Origin of the sequence: Streptomyces katrae (assembly GCF_000966975.1) — a bacterium.
GTDB lineage: Bacteria > Actinomycetota > Actinomycetes > Streptomycetales > Streptomycetaceae > Streptomyces > Streptomyces katrae.
In genome coordinates this window covers 1-17,359 of the sequence record NZ_JZWV01000059.1, presented here as the reverse complement: position 1 = coordinate 17,359, position 17,359 = coordinate 1, and the positions used below count along the sequence as shown (strand labels likewise).

18 protein-coding genes and 1 tRNA gene are annotated in these 17,359 nt (G+C 72.1%); 9 read left to right on the top strand and 10 right to left on the bottom strand.

Annotated features, from left to right (window positions below; all coding sequences use genetic code 11):
* Nucleotides 1–274 precede the first annotated feature (274 nt).
* From VR44_RS03325 to nth, 3 genes are all read right to left on the bottom strand, one after another.
* A complete protein-coding gene (locus VR44_RS03325; RefSeq protein WP_045945842.1) occupies nucleotides 275–1,477 on the bottom strand; it encodes a MarP family serine protease in 1,203 nt (400 codons plus the stop codon).
* Between the two features lie 13 nt (nucleotides 1,478–1,490).
* The gene (locus VR44_RS03320) at nucleotides 1,491–2,210 is read right to left on the bottom strand and encodes an NUDIX hydrolase (RefSeq protein WP_045945833.1); all 720 of its coding nucleotides are present in this window, start codon (nucleotides 2,208–2,210) and stop codon (nucleotides 1,491–1,493) included.
* A 151-nt stretch (nucleotides 2,211–2,361) separates the two neighbouring features.
* Complete coding sequence (gene nth, locus VR44_RS03315) at nucleotides 2,362–3,198, bottom strand: endonuclease III (RefSeq protein ID WP_045945832.1); 837 nt, start codon at nucleotides 3,196–3,198, stop codon at nucleotides 2,362–2,364.
* 335 nt (nucleotides 3,199–3,533) lie between these two features.
* Here nth and VR44_RS03310 point away from each other — a divergent pair, with 335 nt between their 5' ends.
* Nucleotides 3,534–4,208: a Crp/Fnr family transcriptional regulator gene (locus VR44_RS03310; protein ID WP_042811540.1), complete on the top strand. Its 675-nt coding sequence runs from the start codon at nucleotides 3,534–3,536 to the stop codon at nucleotides 4,206–4,208.
* Between the two features lie 138 nt (nucleotides 4,209–4,346).
* Nucleotides 4,347–5,156: a nucleotidyltransferase domain-containing protein gene (locus VR44_RS03305; RefSeq protein ID WP_045945831.1), complete on the top strand. Its 810-nt coding sequence runs from the start codon at nucleotides 4,347–4,349 to the stop codon at nucleotides 5,154–5,156.
* Here VR44_RS03305 and VR44_RS03300 read toward each other — a convergent pair.
* The 5 genes from VR44_RS03300 to sp36 form a co-directional block, all read right to left on the bottom strand.
* Nucleotides 5,153–5,446, bottom strand: coding sequence for a ribosomal protein L7/L12 (locus VR44_RS03300; RefSeq protein WP_045945830.1), 294 nt, complete (start codon nucleotides 5,444–5,446; stop codon nucleotides 5,153–5,155). The two genes, VR44_RS03305 and VR44_RS03300, sit on opposite strands and share 4 nt — an antisense overlap.
* Entirely contained in the window at nucleotides 5,443–6,288 is an 846-nt protein-coding gene (locus tag VR44_RS03295; RefSeq protein WP_045945829.1) for an MBL fold metallo-hydrolase, read from the bottom strand. Before VR44_RS03295 ends, VR44_RS03300 begins: the two co-directional genes overlap by 4 nt.
* On the bottom strand, nucleotides 6,285–7,196 hold the full coding sequence (locus VR44_RS03290) for an NUDIX hydrolase (protein ID WP_045945828.1): 912 nt from the start codon (nucleotides 7,194–7,196) through the stop codon (nucleotides 6,285–6,287). The genes VR44_RS03295 and VR44_RS03290 overlap by 4 nt, the downstream gene beginning before the upstream one ends.
* Nucleotides 7,197–7,392: 196 nt before the next feature.
* Complete coding sequence (locus VR44_RS03285; RefSeq protein ID WP_045945827.1) at nucleotides 7,393–7,866, bottom strand: RidA family protein; 474 nt, start codon at nucleotides 7,864–7,866, stop codon at nucleotides 7,393–7,395.
* Nucleotides 7,863–8,024, bottom strand: coding sequence for a Sp36 family protein (gene sp36 / locus VR44_RS42180; RefSeq protein ID WP_007264966.1), 162 nt, complete (start codon nucleotides 8,022–8,024; stop codon nucleotides 7,863–7,865). The genes VR44_RS03285 and sp36 overlap by 4 nt, the downstream gene beginning before the upstream one ends.
* Before the next feature lie 46 nt (nucleotides 8,025–8,070).
* Between sp36 and bagA the strand changes: the two genes are divergently transcribed.
* The gene (gene bagA / locus VR44_RS03280) at nucleotides 8,071–9,057 is read left to right on the top strand and encodes an ATPase BagA (RefSeq protein WP_045945826.1); all 987 of its coding nucleotides are present in this window, start codon (nucleotides 8,071–8,073) and stop codon (nucleotides 9,055–9,057) included.
* A 17-nt stretch (nucleotides 9,058–9,074) separates the two neighbouring features.
* A complete protein-coding gene (gene bagB, locus VR44_RS03275) occupies nucleotides 9,075–10,400 on the top strand; it encodes an ATPase BagB (protein ID WP_045945825.1) in 1,326 nt (441 codons plus the stop codon).
* A gap of 38 nt (nucleotides 10,401–10,438) precedes the next feature.
* Here the strand turns inward: bagB and VR44_RS03270 are convergent, their stop codons facing one another.
* Nucleotides 10,439–10,789 carry a WhiB family transcriptional regulator gene (locus tag VR44_RS03270; RefSeq protein WP_052713450.1) on the bottom strand — a complete coding sequence of 117 codons (351 nt, stop codon included), beginning with the start codon at nucleotides 10,787–10,789 and terminating at the stop codon, nucleotides 10,439–10,441.
* Between the two features lie 397 nt (nucleotides 10,790–11,186).
* Between VR44_RS03270 and VR44_RS03265 the strand changes: the two genes are divergently transcribed.
* Nucleotides 11,187–13,514, top strand: a complete 2,328-nt coding sequence (locus VR44_RS03265) for a transglycosylase domain-containing protein (RefSeq protein WP_045945823.1) — start codon at nucleotides 11,187–11,189, stop codon at nucleotides 13,512–13,514.
* A gap of 79 nt (nucleotides 13,515–13,593) precedes the next feature.
* Here VR44_RS03265 and VR44_RS03260 read toward each other — a convergent pair whose 3' ends face one another.
* The gene (locus VR44_RS03260; protein ID WP_045945841.1) at nucleotides 13,594–14,055 is read right to left on the bottom strand and encodes a GatB/YqeY domain-containing protein; all 462 of its coding nucleotides are present in this window, start codon (nucleotides 14,053–14,055) and stop codon (nucleotides 13,594–13,596) included.
* Nucleotides 14,056–14,123: 68 nt separating this feature from the next.
* Here VR44_RS03260 and VR44_RS03255 point away from each other — a divergent pair, with 68 nt between their 5' ends.
* From VR44_RS03255 to VR44_RS03240, 4 genes are all read left to right on the top strand, one after another.
* Nucleotides 14,124–15,062, top strand: coding sequence for a metallophosphoesterase (locus tag VR44_RS03255; protein ID WP_045945822.1), 939 nt, complete (start codon nucleotides 14,124–14,126; stop codon nucleotides 15,060–15,062).
* Nucleotides 15,063–15,171: 109 nt separating this feature from the next.
* Nucleotides 15,172–15,245, top strand: a tRNA-Pro gene (locus tag VR44_RS03250).
* Nucleotides 15,246–15,437: 192 nt separating this feature from the next.
* Entirely contained in the window at nucleotides 15,438–15,962 is a 525-nt protein-coding gene (locus VR44_RS03245) for a potassium channel family protein (RefSeq protein ID WP_045945821.1), read from the top strand.
* Nucleotides 15,959–17,314, top strand: a complete 1,356-nt coding sequence (locus tag VR44_RS03240; protein ID WP_045945820.1) for a chloride channel protein — start codon at nucleotides 15,959–15,961, stop codon at nucleotides 17,312–17,314. Before VR44_RS03245 ends, VR44_RS03240 begins: the two co-directional genes overlap by 4 nt.
* Nucleotides 17,315–17,359 lie beyond the last annotated feature (45 nt).

Below are 17,359 nucleotides of genomic sequence, written 5' to 3'. Positions count from 1 at the left end.
CGGGGTTACCGACCTTGGGCACCGGGCACAGCTCGTTGTATGGGCTGGACGCACGACCACGGTGACACCGCACGCGAACGCCGCTCGGCCACGGTGCCGGGCACACACGACAGGGGGGCGGGCCGCGAAGGCCACGACCCCCGTCTCGGGATCCCGCGCATCCTGCGCCGCCGCGCCCGCTGGGTGTCGGCGCGGCTGCGCCATCCACGGGTGTAGCGGCGCGCCGCCCCCTGCCCCCCGGGCGGGGCCCGGGATCAGGGGGCGCAGCCGGCCGTCAGAGGGCGCAGCCCTGGGTGTCGACCCGCCGGTCGGCGATCCTGCCGACGCGGATGTCGTCCCGGATCTCGTCCGCCGTCAGGGCGTAGCCGGTGTTCGGGTCGTCGAGCGACTTCGCGAAGACGACCCCGTACACGCGGCCCTCGGGCGTGAGCAGCGGGCCGCCGGAGTTGCCCTGGCGGACGGTCGCGTAGAGCGAGTAGACGTCGCGGCGGACGGTGCCCCGGTGGTAGATGTCCGGGCCGTTGGCGTTGATCCGGCCGCGGACACGGGCCGCGCGGACGTCGTACCCGCCGTTCTCCGGGAAGCCGGCCACGATCGCGTCGCTGCTGCTCGTGGCGTCCTTCTCGGTGAACTCCAGGGCGGGGGCGCGCAGCTTGGGCACGTCCAGGACGGCGATGTCGCGCTCCCAGTCGTAGAGCACCACCTTGCCGTCGTAGAGCTTGCCCTCGCCGCCGATCTGCACGGTCGGCTCGATGACCCCGCCGACGACGTGGGCGTTGGTCATCACCTTGCCGGGGGCGAAGACGAAGCCGGTGCCTTCCAGGACCTTGCTGCAGCTGGGCGCGGTGCCGACGACCTTCACGATCGAGAGCCGGGCCTGCTGGGCGACGGCGCTGGCGGCCAGCGCCGGGTCGGGCGGCTTCACCTCGGCGATGGGCTCGTTGGAGAACGGGCTGAAGACCTGCGGGAAGCCGTTGCGGGCGAGGGTGGAGCTGAAGTCCGAGAACCAGGTGTTCGCCTGGGTGGGCAGCACCCGCGACACGCCCAGCAGCACCTTGGAGTTGCGGACCTCCTTGCCCAGGGTGGGCAGTGAGGTGCCGGCCAGCGCGGAGCCGATCAGCCAGGCCACCAGCAGCATCGCGACGACGTTGACCAGCGCGCCGCCGGTCGCGTCGAGGGCGCGGGCCGGCGACCAGGTGATGTGGCGTCTGAGCCGGTTGCCCAGATGGGTGGTCAGGGCCTGGCCGATCGAGGCGCAGATGATGATGACCACGACGGCGATCACCACGACGGTGGTGGACACCTGGTTGCCGTTGTCCGTCACCCGGTCCCAGATCAGCGGGAGCAGGGACACGGCGATGAGGCCACCGCCCAGGAAGCCGGTCACCGACAGGATGCCGACGACGAAGCCCTGGCGGTAGCCGACGATCGCGAACCACACGGCCGCGAGCAGCAACAGGATGTCCAGCACGTTCACGAGGGTCACCGTCTCATGCGTGCCAGTCGAGCGGGACCTGACGTGAGCGGTCCCACGGGCGTTCCCAGCCGGCGTAGTGCAGGATCCGGTCGATGACTCCGGCGGTGAAACCCCAGACCAGAGCCGATTCCACGGTGAAAGCGGGCCCCTGATGGCCCCTCGGGTGGACCACGGTGACCCGGTGGGCGGGGTCCGTGAGATCCGCCACGGGCACCGTGAAGACCCGGGCCGTCTCCGCCGGGTCCACCGGGCCGACCGGCGAGGGCTCGCGCCACCAGCCGAGCACCGGGGTCACGACGAACTCGCTGACCGGGATGTAGAGCCGGGGCAGTACGCCGAAGAGCTGGACGCCCGCCGGGTCCAGGCCGGTCTCCTCCTCGGCCTCGCGCAGCGCGGCGCGCAGCGGGCCCGTGGTGTGCGGGTCGCCGTCCTCCGGGTCCAGGGCGCCACCGGGGAAGGAGGGCTGGCCCGCGTGCGAGCGGAGGGTGCCGGCGCGCTCCTGGAGCAGGATCTCCGGGCCGCGGGGGCCCTCCCCGAAGAGGATCAGCACGGCGGACTGGCGGCCCCCGCCGTCCTCCGGGGGCAGGAAGCGGCTGAGCTGCCGGGGCCGGACCGTCCGGGCCGCCTCCACGACGGGGTCGAGCCAGCCGGGCAGGCCGGCGGTCGTCAGCTCCAGGCCGTCGGCCCGGTGCCCGGCCTCGGCCGTGGTCTCGTCCTGCGTACCGCGCGTCATGGGCAACCCCTGTCCGTGTTCTCCCCGTCCGCAGAACGCGGCCCGGGTCCCGATTCGTTCCACCGGGGGCGTGCGGCGGCCCGGCCGCGCTCCCGGTCGGCGGCCGCGCTCCCGGACGGCCGCCGCGCTCCCCTGGCGCCCGCGGCCCCGCTCAGGGCTCCGTACGGGCCCCCAGGGGCGCTGCCGGGAGGCCCGGGTAGTCGGGGGGCGGGGAGAGCCGCTGGCCCGGCTGGCCGCCCTTCTCGTACTTCAGCAGCTTCTTCGCCTTCTCCGGGTCGGTCTCGCCCTCCCCGTAGGCGGGGCAGAGCGGGGCGATGGGGCAAGCGCCACAGGCAGGCCTGCGGGCATGGCAGATACGGCGGCCGTGGAAGACGACGCGGTGCGAGAGCATCGTCCACTCGCTCTTGGGGAAGATCGCGCAGATCTCCGCCTCGACCTTCTCCGGGTCCTCCTGCTCGGTCCACTTGAACCGGCGCACCAGCCGGCCGAAGTGGGTGTCGACGGTGATCCCGGGGACCCCGAAGGCGTTGCCGAGCACCACGTTCGCCGTTTTGCGGCCCACTCCCGGCAGCTTGACCAGGTCCTCCATGCGCCCCGGCACCTCGCCCCCGAAGTCGTCGCGCAGGGCCTGCGAGAGGCCGAGGAGGGACTTCGCCTTCGCCCGGAAGAACCCGGTCGGCCGAATGATCTCTTCCAGTTCTTCCGGCACGGCCGCGGCCATGTCCTCGGGGGTGGGGTAGGCGGCGAAGAGGGCCGGGGTGGTCTGGTTCACCCGCAGGTCGGTGGTCTGCGCGGAGAGGACGGTGGCGACCAGGAGCTCGAAGGGGTTGCGGAAGTCCAGCTCCGGATGGGCGTACGGGTACACCTCGGCGAGCTCGCGGTTGATGCGGCGGGCCCGGCGGATCATGGCGAGCCGGGACTCCGGCTTGGGCTGGGACTTGGACTTGGACACCCCGGCCGCCCGGGGGGCCGGGGCGGCGGCCTTCACGGGCTGCGATTTCTTGGCCGAAGCTTTGCCCTGGGGGGCAGGTCGGGGCGTTTCGGACGCCGCCGCGGAGGCTTGTTCGCCCACGGCTGAATTCTGGGCCGCCGTCACTCCCGCGGACCCCTTGGCCTGTGCTCTCACCGGCTTATTGGACACCCGGCCAGCCTAAGGCCGGACGCTGACACCCCGCCCGGACCTCAGGTAACACCACCCCGATCGCTCTCTCGCCACACAGCACGCCCGTCCGTCCGGCATCCTTGTGATTGATCGCACTGTTTGAGCCGTCCGGCAAAATGGGGAACGGTCCCCACTGGCCGGTCGACATAGGAGAGAGACTCGTGGACGACGTTCTGCGGCGCGCCCCGCTCTTCGCGGCGCTCGATGACGAGCAGGCCGCGGAGCTCCGCGCCTCCATGGGCGAGGTGACCCTCGCACGCGGTGACGCCCTGTTCCACGAGGGCGACCCCGGTGACCGGCTGTACGTCGTGACCGAGGGCAAGGTGAAGCTGCACCGCACCTCCCCCGACGGCCGCGAGAACATGCTGGCCGTCCTCGGCCCCGGCGAGCTGATCGGCGAGCTGTCGCTCTTCGACCCGGGCCCGCGCACCGCCACCGCCACCGCCCTGACCGAGGTCAAGCTCCTCGGCCTCGGCCACAGCGACCTCCAGCCCTGGCTGAACGCCCGGCCCGAGGTCGCCACCGCACTGCTGCGCGCCGTCGCCCGGCGCCTGCGCAAGACCAACGACCAGATGTCCGACCTGGTCTTCTCCGACGTCCCGGGCCGCGTGGCCCGCGCGCTCCTCGACCTGTCGCGCCGCTTCGGCGTGCAGTCGGAGGAGGGCATCCACGTCGTCCACGACCTGACGCAGGAGGAGCTGGCCCAGCTCGTCGGCGCCTCGCGCGAGACCGTGAACAAGGCGCTCGCCGACTTCGCGGGCCGCGGCTGGCTGCGCCTGGAGGCGCGCGCCGTGATCCTGCTGGACGTGGAGCGGCTCGCCAAGCGCTCGCGCTGACGAAGCTTTACGGAGGGGCCCCGTCCGGGTGTCGGACGGGGCCCCTCCGCGCGTCCGCGGCCCGGCACGGGCCGTGGACCGGGCCACGGGCCGATAAATACCCGCGCCCGGTGCCGTGCGCCCGGCACAGTAGGGATCATGGATCTCAGAGGGCTGGACGCGGACGGGTACTTCGAGCGGGAGGGCTCCCTCGGACGGGTCCAGCCCGCGTTCGCCGAGGTCGTCACCGCCGCGCGCGGCCGGCTCGTGGAGGCGTACGGGAACCGGCTCCACAGCGCCTACCTCTACGGATCCGTGCCGCGCGGCACGGCTCGCGCCGGCCGGTCCGACCTCGACCTGCTGATCGCCCTGCACCGGGAGCCCGGCGAGGAGGACCGGGACACCGCCGACGTGCTGGGCCGCGGCCTCGACCAGGACTTCCGGCAGATCGACGGCGTCGGCATCCTGCTGTACGGCAAGGACCGGCTGCTGAGCGAGCAGGAACGTTACGACCTGGGCTGGTTCCTGGCCTGCCTGTGCACCCCGCTGCTCGGCTCCGACCTGGCCGAGCACCTGCCCCGCTACCGTCCCGACAGCCTGCTCGCCCGGGAGACCAACGGCGACCTGGCCGCCCTGCTGCCCCGGTGGCGGGCCCGCTTCGAGGCCGCCTCGGAGCCCGCCGAGTTCCGCAGGATGAACCGGTTCTTCTCGCGGCACCTGGTGCGGACCGCCTTCACGCTGGTCATGCCCGAGTGGGGCGGCTGGACCAGCGACCTCGCCGAGTCCGCGGAGGTCTTCGGCCGCTACTACCCGCAGCGGGCCGCGCAGGTGCGGGAGGCGGCCGTCGTGGCCCTGTCCCCCGTCGAGGACCCGGCCGTCGCCCGCCGGTACCTGGACGACCTCGGCCCGTGGCTGGCCTCCGAATACGCGGCCCGGCACGGCACGAAGACGCCCCGCCCGGAGGGCTAGACCTTGAGGTCGAGGGACTCGACGGCCTGCTTGGCCTCGGCCAGGCCCGCGCCGGTGATCTCGCGGTAGAGCTTGATGGCCGCAACGGCCCGGCCGTCGCGCATCAGCGCGCGCACCTCGTCCAGACCGGCCGACTCCGGCTCCTCGATGCCCAGGTGGTCCAGGACCAGACCGAGCCGCCGCTCCAGCCGGTCGGCCCTGTCCTGCAGGGCGCGCATCCGCTGGTTCATCGTGGAGACGATCCAGCCCGCGACCGCCAGCAGCGCGAGCAGCAGGTAGAGCGTGTTCATTCAGGTCCCCCCGGGATCAGTCCGTGATCCCGAAGGTACTCGAGCTGCGCTCGGACGGACCATTCGGCCGCCGGCCAAAGTGAGCGGTCCACATCGGCGTAGACGTGGGCCACGACGGCCTCCGGAGTGACCAGGCCGTCGTCCACCGCCGTCTCGACCTGGGCGAGCCGGTGGGCGCGGTGGGCCAGGTAGTACTCCACGGCGCCCTGCGCGTCCTCCAGGACCGGCCCGTGGCCCGGCAGGACGGTGTGGACCCCGTCGTCGACGGTGAGGGAGCGCAGGCGGCGCAGGGAGTCCAGGTAGTCGCCCAGGCGGCCGTCGGGATGCGCCACGACGGTCGTCCCGCGGCCCAGGATGGTGTCGCCGGTCAGCACGGCCCGGTCGGCCGGCAGGTGGAAGCAGAGCGAGTCCGAGGTGTGCCCGGGGGTGGCCACGACGCGCAGTTCCAGACCGCCGGTGCGGATCACGTTCCCGGCGGCCAGGCCCTCGTCGCCCAGGCGTAGCGCGGGGTCCAGGGCACGCACCTTGGTGCCGGTCAGCTCGGCGAAGCGGCCGGCGCCCTCCGCGTGGTCGGGGTGGCCGTGGGTGAGGAGGGTCAGCGCGATCCGCTTGCCGGCCTGCTCCGCGGTGGCGATGACGGCGCGCAGGTGCGCCTCGTCGAGGGGGCCCGGGTCGATGACGACGGCGAGGTCGGAGTCGGGTTCGGAGACCAGCCAGGTGTTGGTGCCGTCCAGGGTCATGGCCGAGGGGTTCGGGGCCAGGACGTTGATCGCACGGGCGGTGGCCGGTCCGGAGACGACCGTTCCGCGGGGCTGGCCGGGCAGGGCCGCTGCGTCGGTCATACGGGGCCTCCTCCGAGGGTGACGCGCTTGGTGAACTCGTCGTGGCCCGGCCAGCTGAGCACGACCACGCCGTCCTCCAGCGTGGCCTCGGCCAGGACCGGGGTGAGGTCCTGCGCGCCGGACGCCGCGAGGGCGTCGGCGGCGGCCCCGTACGGCTCCAGGGAGCGCAGGGTGGAGATGGTGGGCGGCATCATCAGCAGCTCCCCCGCGTCGTAGCCGGCGGCGGCGTCCTGCGGGCGGATCCAGACGGTCCGGTCGGCCTCGGTGGAGGCGTTGCGGGTGCGCTGGCCCTCCGGGAGGGCGGCGACGAAGAACCACGTGTCGTAGCGGCGGGGCTCGAACTCGGGGGTGATCCAGCGGGCCCAGGCCCCGAGCAGGTCGGAGCGCAGCAGCAGGCCGCGGCGGTCGAGGAACTCGGCGAAGGACAGCTCGCGGCCGACGAGGGCCTCGCGGTCGGCCTCCCAGTCGTCCCCGGTGGTGTCGCCGACGACGGTGTCGGGGGTCTTCCCGGCGAGGAGTACGCCGGCTTCCTCGAAGGTCTCGCGGACCGCGCCGCAGACGATCGCCTGGGCGGTGGCGGCGTCGGTCCCGAGGCGGGCCGCCCACGCCTCCTGGTCCGGGCCGGCCCAGCCGATGCGGCGGTCCTCGTCGCGGGGGTCGACCCCGCCGCCGGGGTAGGCGTAGGCGCCGCCGGCGAACGCCATGGAGGCGCGGCGGCGCAGCATGTGCACGGCGGGACCGGCGGGCGTGTCGCGGAGCAGCATCACCGTGGCGGCACGCCTGGGCTCCGCCGGGGTGAGGGTGCCTTCCGCGAGGGCCCGGATGCGGGCGGGCCACTCCGGGGGGTACCACTGGCCTCCGGCGGGGGGCTGCTCGGGCGAGGGCTGTCCGTGCTGACCATTCGGCATGGCCGGATGCTACGACCATCCGGCCCGATGTTCGAGAGCCACCTCCACCGGACGGGCCCCCGACCGTGGCGGCGTCGCCCGCCGCGCGGAGCGGTCTCCCCGCCCCGCCCTTCGCTACCGCTGGGAGGTGCCCCAGCGCCTCGATCGCCGACGGGGCTGTGAACAGCCCCGCCGGCGTTCGCGCCAAGAAGGCGGATCAGGCGTCCGGGGTGAGTTCCACCTGGATCTCGACCTCGACCGGCGCGTCCAGCGGGAGCACCGCCACGCCGACCGCGCTGCGCGCGTGCACGCCCTTCTCGCCGAGGACCTCGCCCAGCAGCTCGCTCGCACCGTTCAGCACGCCCGGCTGCCCCGTGAAATCGGGGGCCGAGGCGACGAAGCCGACGACCTTCACCACGCGCGCGATCCGGTCCAGGTCACCGGCCACGGACTTCACGGCGGCCAGCGCGTTCAGCGCGCACGTCGCCGCGAGCTCCTTGGCCTGCTCCGGCGAGACCTCCGCGCCGACCTTGCCGGTCAGCGGGAGCTTGCCCTGCACCATCGGGAGCTGGCCCGCGGTGTACACGTACGCGCCCGAGCGCACCGCCGGCTGGTACGCGGCCAGCGGCGGGACGACCTCGGGGAGGGTCAGGCCGAGCTCGGCGAGCCGGGCCTCGACGGTGCCGCTCATGCCTTCTCCCGCTTGAGGTAGGCCACGAGCTGCTCGGGGTTGTTCGGGCCGGGCACGACCTGGACGAGCTCCCAGCCGTCCTCGCCCCAGGTGTCCAGGATCTGCTTGGTGGCGTGGACCAGCAGGGGGACCGTCGCGTATTCGAACTTCTTGGTCATGGGGGCGAGCGTAACGCCTGAGCGGGAGTGGTTAGGCTCGGAGGTTGTGAGCAGGCTCCAGGTGGTCAGCGGCAAGGGCGGCACCGGCAAGACCACGGTCGCCGCCGCACTCGCGCTGGCCCTCGCGCGCGAGGGCAGGCGGACTCTACTCGTGGAGGTCGAGGGCAGGCAGGGCATCGCACAGCTATTCGGCACGGAAGCGCTCCCCTACGAGGAGCGGAAGATCGCCGTCGCGCCCGGCGGGGGCGGCGGTGAGGTGTACGCGCTCGCCATCGACGCGGAGCGGGCGCTGCTGGACTACCTCCAGATGTTCTACAAGCTCGGGTCGGCCGGGCGCGCCCTGAAGAAGCTCGGGGCCATCGACTTCGCGACGACCATCGCGCCCGGTCTGCGGGACGTCCTGCTGACCGGCAAGGCGTGCGAGGCGGTGCGGCGCAAGGACAAGGCCGGACGGTTCGTCTACGACCACGTGATCATGGACGCCCCGCCGACCGGGCGGATCACCCGCTTCCTGAACGTCAACGACGAGGTGGCGGGACTGGCCCGGTTCGGGCCGATCCACAACCAGGCGCAGGCCGTCATGAAGGTGCTCAAGTCCCCGGACACCGCCGTGCACCTGGTGACCCTGCTGGAGGAGATGCCCGTCCAGGAGACGGCGGACGGGATCGACGAACTGCGGGCGGCCGGTCTTCCGTTCGGGCGCGTCATCGTCAACATGGTGCGCCCGCACCACCTGGATGAGGACACCCTGCGCACGGCCGCGGAGGGCCGCCGCCCCGAGATCGCCAGGGCCCTGTCCCGGGCGGGTCTCGGCGGGGCCCGGCGGGGCGGGCTGGCCGAGCGGCTGGTGGAGCCGCTGCTGGCGCAGGCCGCCGAGCACGCGAGCCGCGTCGAGCTGGAGCGGGAGCAGCGCGCGGTGCTGGCGGGGCTGGAGGTGCCGACGTACGAACTCCCCCTGCTGGGCTCCGGAATGGAGCTGGCCGGGCTGTACGAGCTGGCGACGGAGCTGCGCAAGCAGGCGGACGACGAGTGAGCGGGGGCGGGAACACCATGGGCCTGGACACGCCGCAGCGGCTGGCGGTCGACGCGCTGCTGGACGACCCGAAGACCCGGATCATCGTGTGCTGCGGGGCGGGCGGGGTCGGCAAGACCACGACGGCCGCGGCGCTGGGCGTGCGGGCGGCCGAGCGCGGGCGGAAGGTGGTCGTGCTGACCATCGACCCGGCGCGCCGGCTGGCCCAGTCGATGGGCATCGACTCGCTCGACAACACCCCGCGCAGGGTCGAGGGCGTGGACGGCGACGGCGGTGAACTGCACGCCATGATGCTGGACATGAAGCGGACCTTCGACGAGATCGTCGAGGCGCACGCGGACCGCGAGCGGGCGCGGGCGATCCTGGCGAACCCCTTCTACCAGTCCCTGTCGGCCGGCTTCGCCGGCACGCAGGAGTACATGGCGATGGAGAAGCTGGGCCAGCTGCGGGCGAAGGACGACTGGGACCTGATCGTCGTGGACACCCCGCCGAGCCGGTCCGCGCTGGACTTCCTCGACGCGCCGAAGCGGCTGGGGTCGTTCCTGGACGGGAAGTTCATCCGGGTGCTGATGGCTCCGGCGAAGGTCGGCGGGCGGGCCGGGATGAAGTTCCTGAACGTCGGCATGTCGATGATGACGGGCACGCTGAGCAAGCTGATGGGGGCCTCGCTGCTGAAGGACGTGCAGACGTTCGTGGCGGCGATGGACACGATGTTCGGCGGCTTCCGCACCCGAGCGGACGCGACGTTCCGGCTGCTCCAGGCGCCGGGTACGGCCTTCCTGGTGGTCGCGGCGCCCGAGCCGGACGCACTGCGCGAGGCGGCGTACTTCGTCGAACGGCTGGCCGCCGAGAGCATGCCGCTGGCCGGCCTGGTGCTGAACCGGGTGCACGGCAGTGACGCGCGGCAGCTGTCCGCGGAGCGGGCCCTGGCGGCCGCAGAGAATCTTGAAGAAGGCGGCATTGTCGATCAGGAGCCCGGGAAAGCTGGACTTCGTGACGCCACCGACGACGGCTCCCCCGCCGTGGACGACGTGGACGGCGACGCCGAAAGCCACCCGGAAGACGTAGACAGCGCAGAACACGCAGGGCACGCACGAGACGCGGAGGGCACGGACAGTGCCGGTGCCGGTGACGCTGACGCGGTCACGGCGGGCCTGTTGCGCCTGCACGCGGAACGCATGCAGGTGATCGCGCGGGAACAGCGCACGCGCGATCGCTTCACCTCGCTGCATCCCGAGGTGGCGGTGGCCGAAGTGGCCGCCCTGCCCGGCGACGTGCACGACCTCGCCGGGCTGCGGGCCATCGGAGAGCGACTCGCGGCCGGGGTTCCGGCCGGAGCTTGACCGTACGTACGAGTGGTGCCTGTGCGGTGGCCGGGTGGTTACCCGGCTGCCGCGTAGGTCTCGTACGCCACGTCGATCTCCGCGCCGACATCCACGGTGAGGATGCCGGTACTGCGCTCGTACTCCGTGCGAGCGGTTTCGAGCAGCCGTCGCCACGAGGTGACGGTGGGACGCCTGCGCAACAGGGCGCGCCGTTCCCGCTCGGTCATTCCGCCCCACACTCCGAACTCGACACGATTGTCGAGCGCGTCGGCCAGGCACTCGGTCCGCACCGGGCATCCGGTGCACACCGCCTTGGCCCTGTTCTGTGCCGCTCCTTGAACGAACAGTTCATCCGGATCGGTAGTGCGGCAGGCTGCCTGCGCACTCCAGTCGGTTACCCAGCCCATCCCGGTGCCGTCCTCTCCCGAATCGAGGCTCCCCCACGGCGGTAGCGGCATATTCACCGCTGCCAGTTGAGGACGTTACGGAAGGCGGGGACGGTGCAACACCCCCGACGGGCCCAATCTTGAATGGTCCGAACGGACTATGGGTAAGCGGCAGATCACCCGACGGAGTGATCCGGCGACATGCCCGGCCATTCCGGCGATTCGGGTGAAATCAGGGAAGCACCGGTGAGCGCCCGTCAGAGCGAAGGGTGAGATTCGGACATGCGTCCACCCCATTCGGGAAGGGTGAAAATCAAGCCGAGGGGTTGATGTCGCACCACACTGCTGTGACAGTTGGGGACAGCTTAGGCCAAGGCATTCGCGCGTGTCCGGCGAATCAGAACGTAGGCTGCCCTCCATGGGAAAGAAGCGCTCGGGCGCAGGGCTCACGGGGCCACAGCAGGCCACCAGGTTCCTCGGTTTGTCGGTTCTCTCCGGAGTCGTTCTCGCCGGCATCGCGATCCCGGGCGCCGGTGCGCTGGGCCTCGCCGCCAAGGGCACCGTCGAGGGCTTCGATGAGATCCCGGCCAATCTCAAGACGCCTCCGCTGAGCCAGCGGACCACCATTCTGGACGCCGAGGGTGGCCTGATCGCCACGGTGTATTCGCGGGACCGGCAGGTGGTCCCGCTCACGGCCATCTCGCCGTACATGCAGAAGGCGATCGTCGCGATCGAGGACTCGCGTTTCTACGAGCACGGCGCCGTCGACCTCAAGGGCATCCTGCGCGCGGTCAACCGCAACGCGCAGGAGGGCGGCGCCGCACAGGGCGCCTCCACGCTCACGCAGCAGTACGTGAAGAACGTCTTCGTCGAGGAGGCCGGCGACGACCCGGCCAAGGTCGCCGAAGCACAGCAGAAGAGCCTCGGGCGCAAGATCCGCGAGCTGAAGTACTCGATCCAGGTCGAGGAGGAGCTCGGGAAGAAGAAGATCCTCGAGAACTACCTCAACATCACCTACTTCGGGCAGGCGGCGTACGGCATCGAGTCCGCGGCCCAGCGCTACTTCAGCAAGCCGGCCAAGGACCTGACCCTGGACGAGTCGGCCCTGCTGGCCGGCGTCGTGCAGTCGCCGAGCCGGTTCGACCCGGTGAACGACGCGCAGGAGGCGATGAAGCGCCGCAACGTCGTCCTCCAGCGGATGGCCGACGTGAAGGACATCTCGCAGGCCGAGGCCGACGAGGCGAAGAAGCTGCCGGTCACCCTGAAGGTGACCCGCCCGAAGAACGGCTGCATCACCGCCGTCAAGGGCGCGGGCTTCTTCTGCGACTTCGTGCGCAACACCTTCCTGTCCGACACGGTCTTCGGCAAGACCCGCGAGGAGCGGGCGAAGATCTGGAACCAGGGCGGCCTGACGATCCGCACCACCCTGGACCCGCAGTCGCAGGACGCCGCGAACAACTCCATCCGCGACCACGTCAACCAGGACGACTCGATCGCCACGGCCGTGACCATGGTCCAGCCGGGCACGGGCCGGATCCTGGCGATGGGCCAGTCCAAGCCGTACGGCTTCGGGAAGAACGAGACGCAGATCAACTACTCCGTCGACAAGCGGATGGGCGGCTCGAACTTCGGCTTCCAGGTGGGCTCCACGTTCAAGCCCTTCATCGCGGCCGCGGCCATAGAGAAGGGCATGGAGCCGACGAAGGTCTACTCGGCGCCGAACAAGATGGAGTACCCGAGCCCGGTCACGCGCTGCGAGGGCTCGCCGCCGTGGCAGAACCTGCCGCTGGCCGGCGGGAAGCTGCAGACCGCCGAGAACGAGACGGCGGACGAGGTCGGCCCGTACGCGCTGAAGACGGCGATGGAGAAGTCCATCAACACCTACTTCGTGCAGATGATCTCCGACATCGGGCTCTGCCCGGTGACGGAGATGACGCAGAAGCTCGGTGTGGTCCCGGCCAGCGGGGTCAAGCTCCCCGAGGAGCCGTCCATCGCGCTCGGCTCCGCCGAGATGTCCCCGCTGACGATGGCCAACGCGTACGCCGCCTTCGCCAACCGGGGCGTCTACTGCACCCCGATCGCCCTGGAGTCGATCACCGACGCCCACGGCAAGGCGCTCGCGGTGCCCAAGAGCAAGTGCGACCGGGCCATGTCCCAGGACACCGCCGACACGATCAACAACCTGCTGCGCGGAGTGGTCGACTCCGGCACCGGTGAGAAGGCCGGCCTGAACGACCGCGACAACGCGGGCAAGACCGGTACCACCGACGGCCGCTACAACGCCTGGTTCGTCGGCTACACCCCGAACATGTCCGGCGCGGTGTGGGTCGGCTCGGGCGGCGCGAAGAAGATCACGATGGAGGACATCACCATCGGCGGTCAGTACTACCCGAAGGTCTTCGGCGGTGGCCTGCCCGGCCCGATCTGGAAGGACGCGGTCTCCGGCGCGCTGGCCGGCCGTGAGGCACCGCCCTTCGCGAACGTCCACGTCCCGGACCCCGTGGTCGGGGGCGGCGGCAACGGAGGCGGTGGCGCGGGCGGCGGCCGGGGCAACACCCCGAACCAGCCGACGAACCCGCGCAAGCCGGGGAAGCCCGGCAAGCCCGGCGGCGACGGCAAGCCCGGCGACAGCAAGCCCGGCACCGCGGCGGGCGGCGGCGGCGCCACCCCGGCCGACCCGCCCGTCAACCCGATCCCCGGGCTCCCCGCGGACCCGGGCCTGATCGGCGGCAACGAGAACCAGTAGGACCAACAGGGGAGGGCCCCGGCCGGATCATCCGGCCGGGGCCCTCCCTTCGTGCTCCACTCAGAACTTCTCGCTCCACTCAGGAGAGCTGCTTCTTGACGGCGGCGGCGACGCGGCCACCCTCCGCCAGACCCGCCACCTTCGGATTCACGATCTTCATGACGGCGCCCATGGCCCGCGGCCCCTCGGCACCGGCCGCCCTGGCCTCCGCCACCGCCTGCGCCACGATCGCGTCGAGCTCGTCGTCGCCGAGCTGCTTGGGCAGGTAGGTGTCGAGGAACTCGCCCTCCGCCGTCTCGCGCGCGGCCTGCTCGTCGCGGCCGCCCTGGGCGAAGGCCTCCGCGGCCTCGCGGCGCTTCTTCGCCTCCTTCGCGATCACCTTGAGGACCTCGTCGTCGGAGAGGACGCGCGCTTCCTTGCCCGCGACCTCCTCCTTGGTGATGGCGGCGAGGGTCAGGCGCAGCGTGGACGAAGCGAGTTCGTCGCGCGCCTTGATGGCGGTGGTGAGGTCTTCCTGGAGCTTGGCCTTGAGCGTGGTCATGCCCTTGAGTCTGCCAGGTACGGGGGCTGTGGCGCCCATCGGTTTTCCGCGTCTGCGACCATGGGGCCATGCGTGCGCGTTACGGAGTACCCCTGAAGGTCACCGCCGGAATCGCGGCGGTGGGGGCCGCGGGAGTGGCCTACGCCGCCGGGTTCGAGGCCCGCTCCTTCCGGCTGCGCCGGGTCAGCGTTCCCGTGCTCCCCGCCGGGGCCCGTCCCCTGCGCGTGCTCCAGGTGTCGGACATCCACATGGTCGGCGGGCAGCGCAAGAAGCGTGCCTGGCTCCAGTCCCTCGCCGGACTGCGCCCCGACTTCGTCGTGAACACCGGCGACAACCTCTCCGACACCGAGGGCGTGCCGGAGCTCCTCGACGCGCTCGGCCCGCTGATGGAATTCCCCGGCGTGTACGTCTTCGGCTCGAACGACTACTACGGGCCGCGGCTGCGCAACCCCGGCCGCTACCTGATCGAGAAGGCCCAGGGGCGGCACGGCCTGAACGGCAACAAGCCGGTGGTCGGCGCCGTCCACAACCCGTGGGAGGGCATGCGGGACGCCTTCGACGCGGCGGGCTGGCTGAACCTGACCAACACCCGGGGCCGGCTGAAGCTGGGCGGCATGGAGCTGGCGTTCACCGGCCTGGACGACCCGCACATCAAGCGCGACCGCTACGAGCGGGTCGCGGGCGGCCCGGAGGCGGACGCGGACTTCTCGATCGCCGTCGTGCACGCCCCGTACCTGCGGGTGCTGGAGTCCTTCACCGCCGACCGCTACCCGCTGATCCTCGCCGGGCACACGCACGGCGGCCAGCTGTGCGTCCCCTTCTACGGGGCCCTGGTCACCAACTGCGACCTCGACACCAAGCGGGTGAAGGGCCTGTCCACGTACGAGACCCAGGGCGAGCGCTCCTACCTGCACGTCTCGGCGGGCTGCGGCACGAACCGCTTCACCCCGGTCCGCTTCGCCTGCCCCCCGGAGGCCACCCTCCTGACCCTCACCCCGAAGGCCTAGGACCCCCGCGCGGCCCCCGCCGGGGCCCCGTGAAAACCGGATTTCGTCTCCGGCGCCGGGTCCGCTAAAGTAATCGATGTCGCCAGGCGGAAACGCCGAGGGTGACGATCGGGGTGTAGCGCAGCTTGGCAGCGCGCTTCGTTCGGGACGAAGAGGTCGTGGGTTCAAATCCCGCCACCCCGACAGAGTAAGACCAGTAAGGGCCTGATCCACGTGAGTGGATCAGGCCCTTACTGGCGTTTGCGCCTTCCGGCGAGTCGGCACTGGCAGTGCGTCCTCAGTCCCAGGTCCAGGTGGTGGTGCGTGAGGTGCGGGTGGGGGTGGGGGGTGTTGCAATGCCCGGAGGGGGGTTGGTGGTGGTGAGGAGGAGTGGGCATGGGGTGTGGCGGCTTCCGGTGGGGGCTGGTCGGGCACCTGCTGCGGCCCGTCGGGACGGTGGCGCTGATCACCTGGCTCTACTACCTGGCTCCGCTTGATCACGGGTTCGGGGTCCTGGCCGTGGTGGCGCTCGTCGGAGGGCTGCTGCTCTTCGGGTGGCTGGTGCTGTGGCAGGTCGGGGCCATCGCCCGGTCGGTCCATCCTCGGCTGCAGGCCCTGGAGGCCGTGGCCACCGCCGTGCCGTTGTTCCTGACCTTGTTCGCGTCGACGTACTTCCTGCTGGCGCAGGACCGGCCCGCCGCGTTCTCCGAGCCCCTGACCAGGACCGACACCCTGTACTTCGTCGTGACGGTGTTCGCGACCGTGGGGTTCGGGGACATCACGCCGGTCGACGGGACCGCGCGGGTGCTGACCACCCTGCAGATGGTGGCCGATCTGATCATGGTGGGACTCGTCGCCAAGGTGCTCCTCGGCGCGGTCCAGACCGGGCTGTCCCGGCAGCCCGAAAGGAGCGGGCCATGACCGCGACCCAGGCGGGGGAGGCGGAGCTGCTGCGGGGGCTGCTCAAGACGCCCGCGTACCGCAAGACGCTGGTGCTGTGCGCCCTGATCGGCATCCCGGTGTCCCTGGTGTGCTTCTGGTTCCTGGCCGGGCTGGACGAGCTGCAGCACCTGCTGTGGGAGAGCCTGCCGGACGGGCTGGGGTGGGAGGCGGCGCCATGGTGGTGGCCGCTGCCGTTGCTGCTGGTCGCGGGGGTCGTGGTGGGCTGGGTGGCCGCCCGGCTGCCCGGCGCGGGCGGGCACGTCCCGGCGGACGGGCTGGCCATGGGCGGGGCTTCGACCAAGGTGCTGCCCGGGGTGCTGGTCGCCGCGACCGCGAGCCTGCCGCTGGGTGCGGTACTGGGTCCCGAGGCGCCGCTGATCGCCCTCGGCGGTGGCCTCGCGCTGCTGCTGCGGGACCTGGCGCGGGGGCCGGGGACCCCGCAGGCCAGTGTGCTCATGGGGGTGGCGGGAGCGGCCGCCGCCATTTCGGTGATCTTCGGGAGCCCGCTGATCGCGGCGGTGCTGCTGATCGAGGTGGTGGGGGTGGGCGGCCCCCAGCTGGTCGCCGTCATGCTGCCCGCGCTGCTGTCCAGCGGGCTGGGGGCGCTGGTGTTCACCGGTTTCGGCCGGTGGACCGGGCTGAAGACCGGTGGGCTGACCGTCAAGATCCCCGGGCCGGTACCCCGGCTGGACGCGGCGGACGTGGGCTGGGGGCTGCTGCTGGCGGTGGCCGTGGCGGTGGTGCTGCGGCTGGCGGTGGGCGTGGGGCAGGGCGTCGCGGCCTTCGTGACCCGGCAGACGGTGGCGCGTACGGCGCTGTGCGCGCTCGGGGCAGGGGGCTGCGCCGCGGTCTACGCCCTGGCCACGGACCGGTCCCCGGCGGAGGTCGCCTCGTCCGGGCAGGCCCTGATGGGCCCGATGGTGGGGAACCCGCACGCCTGGGGTGTGGGTGTGCTGGTGGCCGTGCTGCTGTGCAAGACGGCCGCGTACGCGCTGTGCCTGGGCAGCCTGCGCGGCGGTCCGATCTTCCCGGCCCTGTTCCTGGGCGCCGCGGCCGGGGTGCTCGCGGCGCCGCTGCCCGGCCTGGGGGTGGTACCGGCCGTGGCGGCGGGTCTGGCCGCGGCCGGCGCGAGCGTACTGCGGCTGCCGGTCAGCAGCGCGGTGATGGCGCTGCTGCTGGTCGACAGCCTGACGATGACACCGGTGGTGATCCTGGCGACGGTGGCCGCGCTGGTCACCGCCGAACTGCTGCCGCTGGGACGCGGGCGCCGGCGGCCGGAGCAGCCCGAGGGGCCGCAGGAACCGCAGGCGCCCGCAGGTCAGCGGGCCTGATCCCGGCCGAAGAACTCCGCGAGCGCGGGGGCGAGGGCGGCCGGG